This window comes from Bradyrhizobium sp. Mp27 (genome assembly GCF_029953005.1).
Taxonomy (GTDB): domain Bacteria; phylum Pseudomonadota; class Alphaproteobacteria; order Rhizobiales; family Xanthobacteraceae; genus Bradyrhizobium; species Bradyrhizobium barranii.
In genome coordinates this window covers 1-18,087 of sequence record NZ_JASAUS010000008.1, presented here as the reverse complement: position 1 = coordinate 18,087, position 18,087 = coordinate 1, and the positions used below count along the sequence as shown (strand labels likewise).

Here is an 18,087-nt window from a genome sequence, read left to right as displayed (position 1 = left end):
AATCCCGCCCTGTGGGTATGGGTCCCGGATCTGCGCTTCGCTTGTCCGGGACGACAGCGGAGATTGACGCGCGCGCTCGCGCATCAATCTCGCCAGAGCATTACTCCGCCGTCTGCTCCCGCAGCTCAGCGACATCCTTCGCCGTCAGCTTCGAGCCCTTGGTGCCGAATCGTGCCGTGACGTAATTCGCCACCGCCGCGATCTCGTCGTCGCTATACGCATCGCCGAACGCCGGCATCGAGAGCGCGCCATCCGGCGTATGCCGCTTGGTGCCTGACAGCACGATCTGCGCGACGTTGGTGGCGGCGGGGTCGTTGACGGCCCAGGTGCCGGTCAGCGTCGCCATCGGCGAGACCGGGCTCTCGCCGCTCCAGCCGTGGCAGCTGGCGCAGGCGCTGGCGAACACCTTCTTGCCGCGTGCGTCGGCCGTGACGCCGTCCTTGTGCGAGGCGGGCGCGACCGGAGCCGTGGTGGCAGGCAGGTCGGGCGAGGCCACCGGCGGCACGCTGCGCAGATAGGCGACGATCGCGCGGATGTCTTCGGGAGCGAACTTGCTGAAGCTGCGATCGACCGCCTCGCCCATCGGACCCGAGGCCGAGCCGTGGCCCGGCGCGTGGCCGAGCGAGAGATACGAGATCAGGTCCTCGTCGCGCCAATTGCCGAGGCCGGTGGCCTTGTCGGAGGAGATGTTGAAAGCGCGCCAGCCCGCCGTGATCGCGCCGCCGAACTTCTTGCGGTTGTCGAGCGCAAAGCCGAGATTGCGCGGCGTGTGGCACTCGCCGCAATGCGCCAGCGCTTCGGCGAGATACGCACCTCTGTTCCACTCCGGGCTCTTCGAGGTATCCGGCGTAAAGCGCGTGTCCGGATTGAACACGGCCGACCAGAAGATCATCGCCCAGCGCTGGTTGAACGGGAACGACAGCGTATTGTCGGGCGCTTTCGCGCGCACCGCCGGCAGGCTGAACAGATACGCCTTCACCGCCAGCACGTCCTCGTCCGTCATATAGGTGTAGGACGTGTAGGGCATGGCCGGATAGAGCCGCGCGCCGTCATGACGCGTGCCGCGCTGGACCGCGTTGAGGAAATCCTGGTCGCTGTAATTGCCGATGCCGGTGTCCTTGTCCGGCGTGATGTTAGTCGAATAGAGCGTGCCGAACGGCAGCTTGAAGCCGAGCCCGCCGGAATATTCCTTCTCGCCGGGCTTGGTGTGACAGACCATGCAGTCGGCCGCCTTCGCGAGATACTCGCCGCGCTCGACCAGGCTTGCCTTCTCGAGCTTTGCCGGTACGCCGGTCGGCTTGCCTGCGCGATAATCCGCCAGCGCCACTTTGGTGCCGCCGGCGAAGTCGAGCGGGCCGGGCCCGCGGATGATCCAGACGCCGAGCGCCGCCACCACGACGGCGATCACGACCAGGCTTGTGAGGATACGCATCTTGCCGCTCATGCCTTCTTCCCCGCAGCCAGAAGTTTCCGGTCGATCGGTAGGCGCCGCAGCGCCACGCCGGTTGCGGCGTAAATCGCGTTGCGCAGCGCCGGCGGTCCGGCATTGACGCCGGCTTCGCCGATGCCGCCGGGCGCCTCGCCGCTCTTGACCACGATGACCTCGATCTTCGGCGTCTCGTTGATGCGCATCATGCGGTAGTCGTGGAAGTTCGACTGCTGCACGCGGCCCTTGTCGATGGTGATCTCGCCATAGAGCGCGGCGGTGAGGCCGAAGATCAGCCCGCCCTCGATCTGCGCCTTCACCGTGTCGGGGTTGACCGCGATGCCGGTATCCACCACCGAGGTGATGCGGCGCAGCGTGATCTCGCCGATGTCGTCGATCTCGGCTTCCACCACGGTTGCGATGAAGCTTGCAAAGGACGGCTGCACGCAGATGCCGCGGCCGACGCGCGGCGGCAGCTTCTGGCCCCAGCCGGATCTTTCGGCGACCTGGTTGAGCACCGCGAGCATGCGCGGATTCTTGGTCAGCATGGACTTCCGGAATTCGATCGGATCCTTGCCGGCCTTGCGCGCGAGCTCGTCCATCGCGCATTCGACCGCGAATACGTTGTTGTTCGGGCCGACGCCACGCCAGAAGCCGGTCGGCACCGCCGGTGGTTCGGCGCGGACATATTCGACATGGAAGTTGGCGAAGTCGTAGGGCGCATCCACCGCTGCGTCGATCGCGTCGATGTCGATGCCCTTCTGGAACGCCGGCGGCAGCCAGCGTGCCAGCACAGCGGAGCCCGCGACCTTGTACTTCCAGCCTGCGACCTTGCCGTCGACCAGCGATGCCGTGATCTGGTCGCGATAGACCGGGCGGTAGACGTCGTGCTGGATGTCCTCTTCGCGGGTCCACACCACCTTCACGGGATAGTCGACCTGCTTGGCGATCTTGACCGCCGCGACCACCATGTCCGGCTCGAGCTTGCGGCCGAAACCGCCGCCGAGCAAATGCTGGTTGACGATCACCTTGTCGACGGGAAGGCCGGCGGCCTTCGCTGCTTCCGACTGCACGCGGGTCATGATCTGCGTGCCGGTCCAGATCTCGCAGGCATCCGGCCTGACGTGGACGGTGGCGTTGATCGGCTCCATCGAGGCATGCGCGAGGAACGGCAACTCGTAGGCCGCCTCGAACCTGTCGCCGCTGGCAAGCGCCTTGGCGATGTCGCCGTCGGATTTTGCGACCGCGCCGTCCTTCTCGCTGGCCTTGCGCAGATCGTCCCAGATGTCCTTGGTGGAGATATTGGCGTTCGATCCCTCGTTCCACTCGATCTTGAGCGCTTCGAGACCTTTCTTCGCCGCCCACATGTGATCGCCGATCACGGCGACGGCGTCGTCGAGCACGACGATCTTGCGTACGCCGGCGACTTTCGTCGCGGCGCTGTCGTCGACCTTGCCGACCTTGCCGCCGAACACCGGGCAATTGGCGATCGCGGCGATCTTCATGCCGGGCAGGATCGCGTCAATGCCGTAGAGAGCCTTGCCGTTGACCTTGTCCGGCGTATCGAGCCGCTTCAGCGGCTGGCCGATCAGGACGAAATCCTTGGGATCCTTGATGGCGACGTCCTTCGGCGGCGTCTGGCTCTGGGCTGTGAGCGCGAGCGCGCCATAGCCGAGCTTGCGGCCGCTTGCGGCATGCGCGACCTCGCCCTTCGACGCCGTGCAGCTTCCGGGCTCGACGCCCCACTGGCTGGCCGCGGCCTGCACCAGCATCGCGCGGGCGGTGGCGCCGGCCTTGCGCAGCGGCAGCCACCAGGCGCGGATCGAGTTGGAATTGCCGGTGACCTGGAGACCGAAGGTCGGATTGCCGTAGAGCTTGTCGTTGGGCGGCGCGTGCTGGACCTCGACCTTGCTCCAGTCGGCATCTAACTCTTCGGCGATCACGGCCGAGATCGAGGTGTAGGTGCCCTGGCCCATCTCGACCTGCGGCATCATCAGGATCGTGCGGCCGGTCTCGTCGATGCGGATGAAGGCATTCGGGGCGAACTTGCCGTCGGTCACATCGCGTTGCACCGGCTCGTTGGGGGCGGCGCGCAGCGGCAGATGGAAGGCGAGCAGGACACCGGTGGCGAGACCGCCGGTCAGAAGCGCGCGGCGGGAGACGTTGTTGTGTGCATTCATGGCGGACCTCACGACTGCCGGCCGGAGGCCGCTTGCTTGATGGCCTCGCGGATGCGGACATAGGTGCCGCAGCGGCAGATGTTACCGGCCATCGCGGCGTCGATGTCGGAATCATCCGGGTGCGGTGTTGACGCCAGCAGTGCTGCCGCGGCCATGATCTGGCCCGACTGGCAATAGCCGCACTGGATCACTTCGGCATCGAGCCAGGCCTTCTGCACCTTCGCACCCGAGGGCGTGTTGCCGACGGCCTCGATGGTGGTGATGGCACGATTCGCGACCGCGCTGACCGGCAGCACGCAGGAGCGCACCGCCTTGCCGTCGATATGCACCGTGCAGGCGCCGCATTGCGCGATGCCGCAGCCGAACTTGGTGCCGGTCATGCCGAGGATGTCGCGCAGCACCCACAGCAGCGGCATTTCCGGCGGCGCGTCGAACGATTTGGTTTCGCCATTGATGGTGAGAGTTGTTGCCATAAGCATCCCCTTGCTCGCTTGATCGCTTGCGGCGATCTCGTCGGCGAATTCGTGCGCGACAATAATCATACTGATGCGAAACGATGAAGCGCCAGAATTTCCGGCGATGCATATTTGCGTTGCCGACGCGTCAGGCCATGACGTTCACGAATTTGTGCGGCGATCACTGCAACGGAATTGGGCTAATTGATATGACAACCGTCATGTTTTGACGCATTTTCGTCGCACGCATCGTTGATCGCCGCAGATGATCGTGCGAATGCGGAAATTCATGCGATGACGAAATTCGTGCGATTGGAAAAGCCGGGCCGTGGCACGTCCTTGCTCGCGGCCATCCTTCGAGACGCCCGCCTGCGGCGGGCCCTCAGGATGAGGACCGAGTGTGCGGCCGTCGTTTTGACGAGCACCGATGCCGCTTAGCCTCATCCTGAGGAGACCGCGAAGCGGTCGTCTCGAAGGACGAGGCGCGCGCTCAGGTCGTGCAAAATGCCATACGCGATAGCTCCACTTTGCGGGAGCGGGCTGCTGCGCTGGCAGATGCAGACTGACCCGGGTGAGGGGTTTGTCTGCACGTATGGGTGATTTCGGAATAGTAGTATTATTCGCCTGTTTTGCCCGACGCGTCAAACTGCGTCCTGGCCTGCCGGCGTAAGTCCTTGATTCCCCACGCCCTGGCTACTGTGCATGGGGTTGTTTTCCAGATTTTTGATTCAGGGACGCCAGGGCGGCGTCGCGGCGGTCGTCAGCTCTGCCGAAAACCCATCCGGAAGGCGCCCCAGTGCTTGCCGCGGATCACGATCGGCGAGGACAGGTCCTTCATCAGCACGAACTGTCCGCCGCCCATGTCGCGGCGATAGGTCTGGAGCAGGAACGGTTTTGTGTTGGCCGCGACCTTCTTCACCGCGCGGTCGCTGAACAGGCGGCGGTTGCGGCAGTTGGCATTGTTCCAGACGGGATCCTTGCCCTGCGGCAGGCGGTAGTTCGGGTTGTGGGTCGGCAGATAGCCGCCCTTGGCCCAGGCGACGCAGAACACGATGCGGGGATCTGACTTCTGGATCGGGTCCTGGATGGCGGGCAGCACGCGGTCGGTGAAGTCGACATAGTTGGTCTTGTATTGCCTGGGATCGGTGCCGGGGATTTCCCGGTAGTTCTCGTCCATGAGCTGGTCGAGCGTGATCTCGCCACGCTCGATTGCGGCCTCGAACTCGTCCGAGATCCGCTTTGCGGTCTCGACGACGGCGCGGATCAGCGGCGCATCAGATGTCTCCACACCGCTGTCGGCGATCATTGCGATCAGCGCTTCGGACGTGTCGAGCAGTCTTGTCACGCGCTGATCGGCGTTCTTGAGATCGCGCGAGGACAGGTCGACGCCCTTGGCGAGCTCGTTGAGCTCGCTGATGACCGTGTCGCAATGGCCGAGGTTGGAGGTGGCGGCGCGCGTGACGCTGTCGATCTCCGCTTCCACCGAGGCAAAACCCTGCTGGACCCGCGAGATGATGCCGGAGATCTGCTGGGCGCCTTCGCCGGCGGTCTTGGCGCGTTGCGAGGCGTCGCTGCTCTCGCCGATCAGGCCTTCGATCTGGCCGTCGAGATCGCGCACGGTGTCGGAGATCTGATGCGTGGCCGCACGGGTAGCCTCCGCGAGATTCTTGACTTCGCTTGCCACCACCGCAAAACCGCGGCCGGCATTGCCGGCGCGAGCCGCTTCGATGGTGGCATTGAGCGCGAGCAAATTGGTCTGCTTGGCGATCGCCTCGATCGAGCCGGACACTTTTGCCACCTGCGCCAACGCCGAGCCGACCGCGCTCAGGCGCGCCTCGATCCGCTCCACGGCCGCGACGAGCTCGGAGATGTGGCTGACCGCGGTGTCGACCGCGACGCGCGACTGCGCGATCTCGCCGACCGCCGCCGATGCGGTCGATTGCACCGCTTGTGAGGCATTGGCGATATCGTGATTGGCCGAGACCATCGTCTCGGCCGTCTCCTGGAGGTGATGGAACCGTTCGGACTGGTTCGCGACGCGGTTTGCGACTTCCTGGACGTTGCCGGCGATGTCAGCGAGCTCGACGCCGAGGCCGCCGATGCGGTCGGCGAGCTGGTCGATCAGACGTTCGGCAAGTGTCCGGTTGGAGCCGGTGTCCAGGACTGCAAATTGTGCGACGGACATGTTTTGAGAGTCCTCCAGTCAGAGCCGTTCGCCGGCTCTCCGCGGCATTCCCATTCCAATTCCAGCCTTAAAGGATGATTCGCGGCCGGCGTCTTGCCTGAGCGTGCACTACAGCTTGTAAGCCGTGCGGAATCCGCCCCAGTGCCGGCCCTGGACGCGGATCGGGACGTCGATCTCGCGCATCATCACGGTGTTGCCATTGCCCATGTCGCGGGCATAGCTCTGGACCAGGTACGAGCGCAGGTTGCGGGCGGCGGCGAGCCCCGCCGGATCGTTGAAGATCCGCCGGTTGCGGCTGTTGGCGGTGTTCCAGGCGGTGTCGCCCGGCCGCTGCGGATGCGAATAGATCTTGTTGTGCACCGGCAGGAAGCCGTTGCGGTCGACCATGGCGCAGAACGCCATGCGCGGCTCCTTGGCGAGAAAGGCTTCCTGGAATGGCGGCAGCGCGCGGTCGGCCCAGTCCAGATATTTCGTGCGGTATTGCTGCGGATTGGTGCCGGCGATCTCCGCATAATCGGTGTCGAAGAGGTCGTCGATCTTGATCTCGCCGCGTGCAACCGCCTGCTCGAAAATCCGGGTCAGCGCCGTGCCGGCTTCCATGGCGCGGGTGACGAACTCGGTATTCTCCTCGTGGATCGACCAGAGCCTGTCTTCGATCTTCTCGCTGAGATCGGCGTTGGGGCTGACGAACTGCGCGCGGGCGCCGGCCTTGGACTGCTCGATCACGCGCAGGCGGCAGGCGCCGACGCCTTCGAGCGTGCCGTCGATGACGGCCTGCGTGGCAAGCTTCGCCGCCTCCGCGCCGCCGATCAGCACGCCGTCCATCGCGATCTCGTAGACCTGCAACACGCCGCGCGCGGTTTCGAACTTGAGATGGCAGGGCAGCCGCTCGGTCTTGCGACGGTCGTCATGCTCGCTCTGGCGGAGCAGCACCGCACAGCGCGATTTCAGCTTCCGCGCGAAGGTGGTGACGGCCTTGCCGGCGCTGGCGACGTTCTCGCCGTGGGTCTCGGCCGCCTTGGTCGCGGCGTCGATCTCGGCCGCGCTCTCGCCGACCGAGATGATGAACTGCGACGCGCTGGCCGCGTTGCCGGAGACCTCGCTGGTGGTGGCATTCTGCTCGGCCACCGCGCCGTTGACGGTGTCGAACACCGGGCGGATCGCCTCGATCGCCTGCGCGATGCGGTGCACGGCGTCGGCCGAGCCGGCGGCGTCGCGCTGGAGCGCGTCGATCTTCCTGGCGATCTCCTCCGTCGCACCCTGGGTCTGCACCGCGAGCGCCTTCACTTCGGTGGCGACGACCGCAAAGCCCTTGCCGGCCGCACCCGCACGCGCGGCCTCGATGGTCGAGTTGAGTGCGAGCAGCGTCGTCTGCCGCGCGATCTGGGCGATCAGATTGACGACATTGCCGATGGCGGCGGAGGATTCGCGCAGGCGGTCGACATTGGCGCGGGCTTCCTGCGCCGCGGCGCTGGCTTCCTCGGCGAGCTTGCCAGCCTCGCGCACCTGCGCGCCGATGCCTTGCGCGGACTGGGTGAACTTGTCGGCGGCATGGGCAAAGGTGGAGGCGGTCGATTGCGCTGCATTGGTGCGGCCGGTGAGGGCGTCGGTGCGCTCGCGGATATCCGCGAGCGTTGCCGCGGTCGCCTCCGCGCCGCCGGCCACTGAATTGGCGGCGCGCTCGAGCTGGCGGATCATGGCGCCGAGCTCGAGTTCCAGCAGTTCCAGGATTTCCCGGGCGGAATCGCCTTCGGCCGACGGGGCAGGCGCGGGATCGACCGGCGACGGCGCGGCCTGTGGGGGTGCTACGGGCGCGGACAAGTCGGGCAGACGCTTCCGGAACAATGCGAACGCCATCAGGTCACTCTTGTCGGGGAACGGGCGGTTGCTATTTTCGCAAGCCGGAATGAAATCATGGTTAACGGTGCCTGACTCCTAGGCACGGGGCACTACGGTATTACCTTAAAGTCGTAGAGCCTCTTTCATTCCGGTGGGTTGGCGGCCTATAAGGCCGCGCTTCCCACGCTCACCTTTGGCGCACGATTCCTGACGAGACACGCATGGCCGGACATTCCCAATTCAAGAACATCATGCACCGCAAGGGGCGGCAGGATGCCCAGAAGTCGAAGCTGTTCGGCAAGCTGGCGCGGGAAATCACCGTGGCGGCCAAGCTCGGCACCCCCGACCCCAACATGAACCCGCGCCTGCGTGCCGCCATCATCGCGGCGCGCCAGGAGAACATGCCGAAGGACAATATCGAGCGCGCCGTCAAGAAGGCGCTCGGCAATGAGGGCGAGAACTATGACGAGATCCGCTACGAGGGTTACGGCCCCGGCGGTGTCGCCGTCATCGTCGAGGCGCTGACCGACAACCGCAACCGCGCCGCCTCCGACATCCGCTCCTTCTTCACCAAGTCGGGCGGCAATCTTGGCGAAACCGGCTCGGTCTCCTTCATGTTCGACCGCACCGGCATCATCGAATACGACCGCAGCGTCGCCTCCGACGACGCGGTGCTGGATGCCGCGATCGAGGCCGGCGCCGACGACGTCGTCTCGGGCGAAGGCGGACACGAGATCTACGCCTCGACCGAAGGCTATCGCGACGTCGCCAAGGCGCTGGAAGCCAAGTTCGGCGAGCCGCGCAAGGCCGCTCTGATCTGGAAGCCGCAGAATACGGTCGCGGTCGACGACGAGACCGGCGAGAAGCTCCTGAAGCTGATGGACCTGCTCAACGAGCACGACGACGTCCAGCACGTCTACGCCAATTTCGAGGTGTCGGACGCGCTGATGGCGAAGATGGGCGGCTGAGGTCGCCACCAGCCCCGGATTCCGCTGTCGTCGCCCGGCTTGACCGGGCGACCCAGTCTTCCAGAGATGTCTGAGCGAAACGGAGAAGCCGCGGCGTACTGGAAACCCGCTTTCGCGGGGCATGACCGCGTGTCTTGTGGTCGTCATCGCGGGCACCCAATCGCGACACCCCACTTCCCCTGTTACTTCCGTTCTGTTTCTGTTTCCCCCACCGCAGCCAGCCGCTATCACTGGCCCATGACTGCGCTCCCGATTCGTGGCCCCGTTCGCATCATCGGCATCGACCCCGGCCTGCGCCGCACCGGCTGGGGCGTGATCGAGGCCGAGGGCAATCGTTTGATCTACGTCGCCTGCGGCTCGGTGGAACCGCCGGACGATTTGCCGCTGGCGAGCCGGCTGCTCGCGATCCATGAGGGGCTTGCCGCCGTCCTGTCCGGTCACAAGCCGATGGAAGCCGCGGTCGAGCAGACCTTTGTGAACAAGGACGGCGTTGCGACGCTGAAGCTCGGCCAGGCCCGCGGCGTCGCCATGCTGGCGCCCGCGATGTTCGGCATTACCGTCGCCGAATACGCGCCGAACCAGGTCAAGAAGACGGTGGTCGGCGCCGGCCACGCCGACAAGCACCAGATCGCGATGATGCTGAAGATTTTGCTGCCGAAAGCCGAGCCGCCGTCCGCGGACGCCGCCGACGCGCTCGCCATCGCCATCACCCACGCTCATCACCGCCAGAGCACGGCACTCAGGCTGAAGGTGGTGGGGATATGATCGATCGTCACGCATCCCCGCCGTCATGCCCGGGCTTGTCCCGGGCATCCACGTTCTTCCTTGCCGACATCGAAGGCGTGGATGGCCGGGTCAAGCCCGGCCATGACGAGAGAGAAGTGCCTGCCGTAGCCGAGGTCCCGAGATGATCGGCAAGCTCAAGGGCCTGATCGATTCCTACGGCGAGGATTATGTCCTCCTCGATGTCGGCGGCGTCGGCTATCAGGTGCATTGCTCGGCGCGCACGCTGCAGCATCTGCCGGCGCCCGGCGAGGCCGCGGTGCTGTCGATCGAGACCTATGTCCGCGAGGACCAGATCAAACTGTTCGGCTTCCGCACCGATCAGGAGCGCGAATGGTTTCGCCTGCTCCAGACCGTGCAGGGCGTCGGCGCCAAGGTCGCGCTCGCCGTGCTCGGCACGCTGGCGCCTTCCGATCTCGCCAACGCCATCGCGCTGCGCGACAAGGCTGCGGTGGCGCGCACGCCTGGCGTCGGCCCCAAGGTTGCCGAGCGCATCGTCACCGAATTGAAGGACAAGGCGCCGGCCTTCGCCAATGTCGATCCCGCCGTCGTGCATCTCGCCGGCGCCGTCGACGACCAGCGCGCGCCGCGCCCGGTGGCAGATGCGATCTCGGCGCTCGTCAATCTCGGTTACGGCCAGCCGCAGGCCGCCGCGGCGATTGCATCGGCATCGCGGAGCGCGGGTGAGAATGCCGAGACCGCACAGCTCATCCGGCTCGGCCTCAAGGAGCTCGCGAAGTGAGCGACCCCAAGGCCAACCGCATGGTCTCGCCCGAGCGCCGCAGCGACGATGTCGGCGACACCGCGCTGCGTCCGCAATCGCTGTCCGACTTCGTCGGCCAGCAGCAGGCGCGCAAGAACCTCTCGATCTTCATCGAGGCAGCGCGCAAGCGTGGCGAGGCGCTGGATCACGTGCTGTTCGTAGGCCCCCCCGGCCTCGGCAAGACCACGCTGGCGCAGATCGTCGCCAAGGAGCTCGGCGTCGGCTTTCGCGCCACCTCGGGGCCCGTAATCGCCAAGGCCGGCGATCTCGCCGCGCTCCTCACCAACCTCGAAGAGCGCGACGTGCTCTTCATCGACGAGATCCATCGGCTCAGCCCGGCGGTGGAAGAGGTGCTTTATCCCGCGATGGAGGACTTTCAGCTCGACCTCATCATCGGCGAGGGCCCGGCGGCACGCTCGGTCAAGATCGAGCTGTCGAAATTCACGCTCGTCGGCGCCACCACGCGCGCGGGCCTCCTCACCAATCCCTTGCGCGACCGCTTCGGCATCCCGGTCCGCCTCAACTTCTATACGATCGAGGAGCTGGAAAGCATCGTCACCCGCGGCGCGCGCGTGCTCAATGTCGGCATGAGTGCCGACGGTGCCAACGAGATCGCGCGCCGCGCCCGCGGCACGCCGCGCATCGCCGGCCGCCTGTTGCGGCGCGTGCGCGATTTCGCCTCCGCCGCTGATGCCGCCTCGATCGACCGCAAGATCGCCGATCATGCGCTGAGCGCGCTTGAGGTCGACGCCGCCGGCCTTGACGCCATGGACCGCCGCTATCTCACGACCATCGCGCAGAACTATGGTGGCGGCCCGGTTGGCGTCGAGACGATGGCCGCCGCGCTGTCCGAGCCGCGCGATGCGATCGAGGACATCATCGAGCCTTATCTCATTCAGTGCGGCTATCTCCAGCGCACCCCGCGCGGCCGCCTGCTCACCTCGCACGCCTTCCGCCATCTCGGCATCGCCGAGCCCTCGCGCGATGCCGCGGCACAGTTCGGCCTGTTCGGCACCGACGAGAGCGACGACTGATTGCGTTGATGCAAGGTGCATCGGTTGTCATGAACTTCCGGTAACCTTTGTGCAAACGGTCTGCATGCAAATGCAGGCCGTCTGCACGAGCGGACCCCAATTCCGCTCCAATCGGGCCGCATCACAAAGCTGCATCATCATCGGGCTTCCATGATCACGCGTCGTCATCTCATCCGTTCCATCGGCGGCCTGTCCGCGCTCGGCGTCTCGACCGCGGCCTATGGCGTCGGCGTCGAGCCGCTGCGGCTCCGCGTCACCCGCTATCACCCGACCCCGCGGCAATGGCCGGCGGATTTTCCGCTCAAGATCGCCATCGTCACCGACATTCATGCCTGCGATCCCTGGATGTCACTGGAGCGGATCGAGGGCATCGTCGATCGCACCAATGCGCTCAACGCCGACGTCATCGTGTTGCTCGGCGACTATGTCGCGGGTGTTCACCAGGTCACGCGCATCATTCCGTCGAGCGAATGGGCCAAGGTGCTCGCGGGCCTCAAGGCACCGCTCGGCGTCCATGCCGTCATGGGCAATCACGACTATTGGGTGGACAGGGCCGTACAGCAGGCCGGGCACGGGCCGACAGCCGCCCATCGCGCGCTGGAGGCGGCCGGTATTCCCGTCTACGAGAACGACGTCGTGCGTCTCACCAAGGACGGACGCTCCTTCTGGCTCGCGGGCCTCGGCGATCAGCTCGCCTACTATCCCGCGAAGCGCTATGGCCGCGCGCGTCGGCTTGGCGCCGACGATCTCGCGGGCACGCTGGCGAAGGTCACCGACGATGCGCCGGTCATCCTGCTCGCGCATGAGCCAAATATCGCGCCGCTCGTACCCGCGCGCGTCGCGCTGCAACTGTCCGGCCATACCCATGGCGGCCAGGTTCGCCTGTTCGGCTGGTCGCCGGCTGTTTCGCCTCAGCACGGCGTGCGGCTCGCCTATGGTCACTTCCGGCTGAAATGCGACGTCACCGTCTCCGGCGGCCTCGGTTGCAGCATCATGCCGGTCCGCGTCGGCGTGCCGCCGGAAATCGTCGAGGTGACGCTGGGAAGGACGCCGGCCGTGGCATAACCTGCGCTTGCGCGGCCGGCTGTTTTTGCGCAAAACGGGCCGGTTGCAAAAAGCGAAGAGGCTCGCGACGTGACAGCCCATCTCGACGGCGAGATCCGCGACGGCCGCCATCACATGCAGGTCCGCGTCTACTACGAGGATACGGACTTCTCTGACTTGACGTTATCATAGTAGACGAACGCACTGATCTCTCTCGTCTTGCGTCGATTTTCGGGGAAAAGATTCATGCTAGAAAGGGAAGCGCTGTTCAGGTACGGAGTATATTCGTAGGGCATCGCGCTTGCGAACCGGATGCACTACGATGCTGTCGATCAAGTTGCGAAATGCGACGCGGGTTTCGATGGCCTTCGGATTAATCTTCAGCGCGGTGACCAGTCTCTTGGCCTCCGGACGATATCGGTCACCGAACTTTGGATGGTCGAACGGGATCACGTTTTCGCTGCCACTACCCAGAAGCCGCAAGCGCTCCTTAACGGTTTCCCGTTCCACATCGCACTCATCGATCCGCTTGAGCAACTCATCCGGCTTGCGACGGCTGTTTGCGATGGCATATGACAAGCGTTCGATCTCAGTGGTCAACGTACGGAGTCTACGCTCTAAATTTGCGTGTTCGCTGTTCTTTTTCCGATCGTTCTTACGCTCCTCCTTCCAAGCACGCATCGCCTCTTCAATCGCTTTGGGCGAAAGCAATTTTAATTCCATTTTGCTTGAGACATCCTCAAGTAGCACGTCCATGTCAAAGCTCCGGGTGTGCTCACAGGTGCCTCGTTGATGCGCGTTGGCGCATGCGGCGCGCGGAGCGCCATTCCTGGAGGATTGAGCGATTCGCATATTCCCGTTGCAGACACCACACCGGAGGACCCCAGCAAGTGGGTGCTCATTATTGCGCGGGATCACAGGACGGCGCCGCGGCTTGCCCGTCGGTCCGAACATATGGATGGCGCGGCCGCTGCGAACCTTCTGCGCCCTGTCCCAAAGCACTTGCGGAACAATCCGCAGCTCGGGCTTCTTGACAATGATGTGCCGGTCTTCCGGATTGCGGCGTTTCTGTTTCTTCTGCGTTTCCGGGTTCAGAATTGTTGATCGAACGTTCCAATGTATTTCGCCGATATACAGCTCGTTGCCGATAATGCCGCGACCGTGGCGACCGCCAGTTATGCACTGGTGATTCCAGTTCGTGCGACCAGCCTTGTTCTTGTGACGGGTGGCGCCAGGCGAGGGCAAGCCTTGGCGCGTGAGATCGGCCGCAATATCTCGGGTTGAACGCCCCGATACATATTCGGTGAAGATGCGGACCACGATCTTCGCTTCGTTCTCATCGATCACGCGCTCACCGGGCGCGCCCGGCCTTGGCCGGTAACCGTAAGCGTATGGGCCAGGAATTCTTCCACTAGCGACAGCATTATCATGGCCACGCCGAACCTTGTCGGCGAGCTGCGGCTTATAAATCGTGTTGTAGAGGCTTGCGATGCTGATGTCGGTGGCAGTCGCGTAAACGCCTTTCTGATCCATCAGCTCAACGCCATTGAACTCGAAAACTTGCTTGAGACGCTGGATGGTTGCGGGATCGCGCGACAGGCGATCAAAATGCTCAACGATCACAACATCAAAATCATGGTTTCGCACGCCATTGAGCAATTGCTGATAGCCGTCCCTCGCATTTTCGGTTAGGCCAGACTTCGCGGCATCAACAAATGCACCGATGACATCTAGGTCGTTGCGTGCCGGGATCTTCCGGCAGAGCAATAGCTGACCGTCAATCGAGGTCGCCTTTTGCACGTCGCTCGAATAGCGGGCGTATAACACGGCCCTCTTTCTTGTTGGCCCCGTCATCATGCCCTTTTTCCTTTCGGCTGCTCCAAATCGTGGTTTTCGTCTCGTGCAATCTGTCGTCCGATGGCGCGCGCCAGCTCAAGCCAAACTTCCTCATTGTCAGGATTATCCCAACCCTGAGGGTGGGAAGGATCAAGCGGTCGGATGATCGCCTTCTGCCTCCGAGGCGATCGGATTCGAGTACGCATATGGACCGACCGGCAAACGTTAACGTAAATTGTCGCCCAGCGCGATAGCTGGGCTGTGATCACTTGCGGTGCCGGCTTGTGTTATTCGGAGCGTCGATCGCGCCGGCAGAGACCCCTCCCTGATTTCACAATTTTCGTCGGCGTGGTGATCAGGTTCAGATCGTCCTTCGGCCACAGCTTTCGTCAGCCTTGGCCGTGCGCCGATAGAAATCACAGAAGGTCGACACTTGACCTTTGCCTCTGGAGTGCTCACGGAAGTCTCGATCTGAGTAATTGTGGGTCCAATCATGTTGACCGCTGCAGCGGTCAATGAAAATGAGAGTTTTCCGGTGTCGCGGTGCTCCACATGGGGCGCTAGCGCATTCCTGCGATAGCGGTCGTAGGCGAGAGAATTTTTGCCAAACAAGGCGGAGTAAAAAAACTTGCGCCTGACGGCGACGAAAGTCCGATGCCCGTGTCCATATTTAACGGTGCAGTTCTCCGCTCGAGCATCCGCTCCGTCTGATGCCAGCGGTTGCCGCAGACGAGACGGCTTCATTGATCAGTGAAATCCGGCGGTCGGCCGACAAATCGTGGCACACGACGCTAGATGCGGTTGTCCTGATCTGAGTATACGCACGGAGGAATTGCTGAGACGCCGCCTGTTTTAGCCACTACCTTCGTCGCTTGGGGAGATATGGAAGACCACAAGGGAGGCCTTCTTCGGCCCATGCCGCAAAATGCGGTGGAGGCTGAAAAGACAATCTTTTTGCAGGAGCCCACCCAATCGCGAAAATTTTCCACGAACCGGCCTCGCAAGCGCTGATCATGACCGTGGAAACGCGTCTGATGGGCCGAGGCGGCGGCTTGTTGCTCCCGGTGGATTGCGTTGCTTCAATCCTTGTCGTCTCCGAGGAAGCGCAGGTCAGCAGATAATCGTTCGCCGCCTTCTGATCGTCGCCCGAACGAAGGAGCCGATTGGCCGCCGGCAGGGCACTCACAGCGGAGAGCGAGTAAGCAGTACCCTCCATTGTCCCCCACGTCCTCTATATAAGCCTTATTGCCGGCCTGGTCGGCGTGTTCTACTGGGATCGGCGCCATCGTCGCGCTATTTACGGGACAATCAAAGTAGGTATCCCGGGCAGTTACGTTCTATCTAAGTGGCCGGACATATGATTGCAGATTGTCCTCGGCGGCGCGGATCAACGTCGCTGGGCCAGTCCTGAATTCGTCGCCGAAGACGATGGGTGCCGTCGATCAAATGCACTCCGTCGCCAGCAACGATGAAAAGGACCGGCTCGTCGCGGCGTGCGACGCTCATGGTGTCGACCACCGACTGATCAAAGTCGTAGGACGCAATGTTCTGCTACATCGGCGCGCCCGCTGGCTTCATCATCAATGTTAGCCGGCGGCTTTTTGGCTGATGCGGCCGACGTTGCGAGAGGTCATTTGCGAGAAGAAGCAGCAGAAAGTTCGGTTCCACGAATGCACGCCGGGCGGGCCGAACAGCAGCAATTGGCGCCCTTGCCCAACCACCGTCGCCGGCGGCGAGCGCGGTCACCTGCGCCTTGGAGATCATCGGCACGGCCTCGAAGTCGAAGTCGTCGAAGGTCTTTCCGGCTGGCAGCCGAGCGACACGAGATGGCGCTCGATGTGACGGCGGCCGCGTTCGGCGATCTCGTGCTCGTCGATGACGGCGAGGAAGCGGGCTGCCGACCTTCTTTGTCGGACTGCTCGGCGAACTGTGGCCACAGCACCTTGATGGCGAGCAATCGCGGGCATTGTCGGGCTGAGTCGCTATGTCGCCGGCGTGCCCGCTTGGCAAGTGTGATGAAGACGATTGGCATTAAGTCTTTTTTAGGCACAATGGCGGACGCGATCGAGAAGATCAGCAGGGTACTGACGCTGCGAGTTGAACCGACCAACAGGGAGTGTCTCAGTTTGAAATTTAGGAAGATTTTGTTGGGGGCGCGGATGCAAAAGAGGAACTTTCTCAGTGACCGTCAATATCGCGCATGAGCAGGTAGCGCCGCAGCACTGCCGCCGCCTCCTGCTCTGAGAACTCCGGTGGTTTGCTTGCTGGGCTGGCCGTCGATGATCGGCGAGTAGGCTGCCGCCTGCCGTATGACCGCATGAAGGTGCCGCATCTCGTCATCGGTCACGCGCCGGTTGAAGTAGAAGCAAAGCGTCTTCTCGTTTCGGCGGGGCACCGCAGCGGCTCCTTCGCGCCGCTGACAAGCCGCAGCGCGGGCCCGGGGTGCGGCGTTACGGTCTTGGGGGGGCGGACACGGGACGATCTCTCTCAACGTGTGGGTGAGGCTACGGACGGAGTTTTGGGCAGGCGGCAGGCGCGCTTCTCCGCATCCACGGCGATCGCCGAGAGCGTTTCGTTCTGATCAATGAGAAGAGAGATCGCCTTCGTCGCCCAGTCCTCGTCGGTCAGGGGGCCGGTTTCCCACAAGAAGACAAGCGCGCGGGCGACCGCGTTATGGCGGGATAGTTCCTGCAGCTTGCAGAAAAGCTCGGCGTTCATTTGTACGGGCATGATCTTCTCTTCGTCAGTGTCGGGGTTTTCAGTCGACGCTAGGTCCAAGCAATGCCGGCTCGAGTCTGTCGGCGCGATCGCGCCAGTGGTCGCGATCTTTCGTGATCTCACGTTCGGCACGCGACACGCGCTCACCGAGTTCGCCGAGGGCCTTTCGCTGCCTAGCGAGCTGCTTCTGCAGATAGGCCATGCTGATCTATGCTTGCTCTGCTTTGTCATCGCGGGCGATCCCGCTCCAGTCGTCGGTGTGTGAGCCGAGTATGCGGAGCCGGAGCACCCCTTCGTTTCGGCTATCGTTTCGGGGCATTTAACACCACAGCCGGTTCCATAATCGGCGCCGATGGGCCACCTTTTGCCGTCTTTCTGCATGATCGGCTGAGGGTTAATAAACCCAGGTGGCGCTCACCCCTCATCTGGCGGTCCTTGGTGGTTGCACCAGTTTTTCCAGTTGCGCCGGGTTCCAACGAAATCCCTTCAGGCGATAGGGCGGCGCGCGCGGGATTTCGGAGGCACAATGGTGGACCCAGTAGCCATGCAACTCTCTGGTGCTTTTCGTGGTCTGTTTCAAAAACCGCTGCATTTCGCGGGGCGTCCACAGATGGGTTCACGGCCTAGTTGTACTTGATGGGAAACAGGTTCTCCACGATATCGTCACGCAATCGCGCGAGACATCGGCAAGACCACGCCGTCCGGAGCTATGGCGGAATCTGGGTGATGACGGTGTGAGGAAGGCGGCGTATCGAGGCGGGTGACGAGCCTGCCAGAACCTCTCGAGGAGAGCGATACGCCATGACCGAGACTACCAATGTTCTTGCTTTCCGTCAGCCGTCCGCGGTTGATGATC

The 18,087-nt window shown here is 63.5% G+C and carries 14 protein-coding genes and 2 pseudogenes; 6 read left to right on the top strand and 10 right to left on the bottom strand.

The features are described 5' to 3' along the window. Positions 1-100 precede the first annotated feature (100 nt). From QJT78_RS07640 to QJT78_RS07620, 5 genes are all read right to left on the bottom strand, one after another. Positions 101-1,444 carry a cytochrome c gene (locus QJT78_RS07640; protein WP_028150897.1) on the bottom strand — a complete coding sequence of 448 codons (1,344 nt, stop codon included), beginning with the start codon at positions 1,442-1,444 and terminating at the stop codon, positions 101-103. Continuing rightward, entirely contained in the window at positions 1,441-3,606 is a 2,166-nt protein-coding gene (locus QJT78_RS07635; RefSeq protein WP_038942111.1) for a molybdopterin cofactor-binding domain-containing protein, read from the bottom strand. The genes QJT78_RS07640 and QJT78_RS07635 overlap by 4 nt, the downstream gene beginning before the upstream one ends. Before the next feature lie 8 nt (positions 3,607-3,614). Further along, positions 3,615-4,079, bottom strand: a complete 465-nt coding sequence (locus QJT78_RS07630) for a (2Fe-2S)-binding protein (RefSeq protein ID WP_028150895.1) — start codon at positions 4,077-4,079, stop codon at positions 3,615-3,617. 742 nt (positions 4,080-4,821) lie between these two features. Continuing rightward, positions 4,822-6,246: a methyl-accepting chemotaxis protein gene (locus tag QJT78_RS07625; protein WP_028150893.1), complete on the bottom strand. Its 1,425-nt coding sequence runs from the start codon at positions 6,244-6,246 to the stop codon at positions 4,822-4,824. A gap of 108 nt (positions 6,247-6,354) precedes the next feature. Beyond that, positions 6,355-8,103: a methyl-accepting chemotaxis protein gene (locus tag QJT78_RS07620; RefSeq protein ID WP_281460207.1), complete on the bottom strand. Its 1,749-nt coding sequence runs from the start codon at positions 8,101-8,103 to the stop codon at positions 6,355-6,357. Positions 8,104-8,306: 203 nt separating this feature from the next. Here QJT78_RS07620 and QJT78_RS07615 point away from each other — a divergent pair, with 203 nt between their 5' ends. The 6 genes and pseudogenes from QJT78_RS07615 to QJT78_RS07590 form a co-directional block, all read left to right on the top strand. Continuing rightward, positions 8,307-9,053: a YebC/PmpR family DNA-binding transcriptional regulator gene (locus QJT78_RS07615; RefSeq protein WP_028150892.1), complete on the top strand. Its 747-nt coding sequence runs from the start codon at positions 8,307-8,309 to the stop codon at positions 9,051-9,053. A 237-nt stretch (positions 9,054-9,290) separates the two neighbouring features. Continuing rightward, positions 9,291-9,818 carry a crossover junction endodeoxyribonuclease RuvC gene (gene ruvC, locus QJT78_RS07610; RefSeq protein WP_028157463.1) on the top strand — a complete coding sequence of 176 codons (528 nt, stop codon included), beginning with the start codon at positions 9,291-9,293 and terminating at the stop codon, positions 9,816-9,818. A gap of 142 nt (positions 9,819-9,960) precedes the next feature. Then, positions 9,961-10,578 (top strand): Holliday junction branch migration protein RuvA, encoded by a 618-nt coding sequence (gene ruvA, locus QJT78_RS07605; protein ID WP_028150890.1) that lies wholly within the window; start codon positions 9,961-9,963, stop codon positions 10,576-10,578. Continuing rightward, positions 10,575-11,633 carry a Holliday junction branch migration DNA helicase RuvB gene (gene ruvB, locus QJT78_RS07600; protein WP_014492331.1) on the top strand — a complete coding sequence of 353 codons (1,059 nt, stop codon included), beginning with the start codon at positions 10,575-10,577 and terminating at the stop codon, positions 11,631-11,633. Before ruvA ends, ruvB begins: the two co-directional genes overlap by 4 nt. 150 nt (positions 11,634-11,783) lie before the next feature. Next, positions 11,784-12,698, top strand: a complete 915-nt coding sequence (locus tag QJT78_RS07595) for a metallophosphoesterase (protein WP_028150889.1) — start codon at positions 11,784-11,786, stop codon at positions 12,696-12,698. 69 nt (positions 12,699-12,767) lie between these two features. Next, positions 12,768-12,857: pseudogene (locus QJT78_RS07590) on the top strand (acyl-CoA thioester hydrolase); the annotation flags it as partial. Positions 12,858-12,926: 69 nt separating this feature from the next. Here the strand turns inward: QJT78_RS07590 and QJT78_RS07585 are convergent. From QJT78_RS07585 to QJT78_RS07565, 5 genes and pseudogenes are all read right to left on the bottom strand, one after another. Then, complete coding sequence (locus tag QJT78_RS07585; RefSeq protein ID WP_281460206.1) at positions 12,927-14,534, bottom strand: recombinase family protein; 1,608 nt, start codon at positions 14,532-14,534, stop codon at positions 12,927-12,929. 1,655 nt (positions 14,535-16,189) lie between these two features. Next, positions 16,190-16,530: pseudogene (locus QJT78_RS07580) on the bottom strand (ATP-binding protein); the annotation flags it as partial. 470 nt (positions 16,531-17,000) lie between these two features. Continuing rightward, a complete protein-coding gene (locus QJT78_RS07575; RefSeq protein WP_224517570.1) occupies positions 17,001-17,243 on the bottom strand; it encodes a hypothetical protein in 243 nt (80 codons plus the stop codon). A gap of 28 nt (positions 17,244-17,271) precedes the next feature. After that, positions 17,272-17,433 carry a hypothetical protein gene (locus QJT78_RS07570; RefSeq protein ID WP_224517568.1) on the bottom strand — a complete coding sequence of 54 codons (162 nt, stop codon included), beginning with the start codon at positions 17,431-17,433 and terminating at the stop codon, positions 17,272-17,274. A gap of 461 nt (positions 17,434-17,894) precedes the next feature. Next, positions 17,895-18,087: hypothetical protein (locus QJT78_RS07565; protein WP_281460205.1), on the bottom strand; the 193-nt coding region annotated here is incomplete at its 5' end.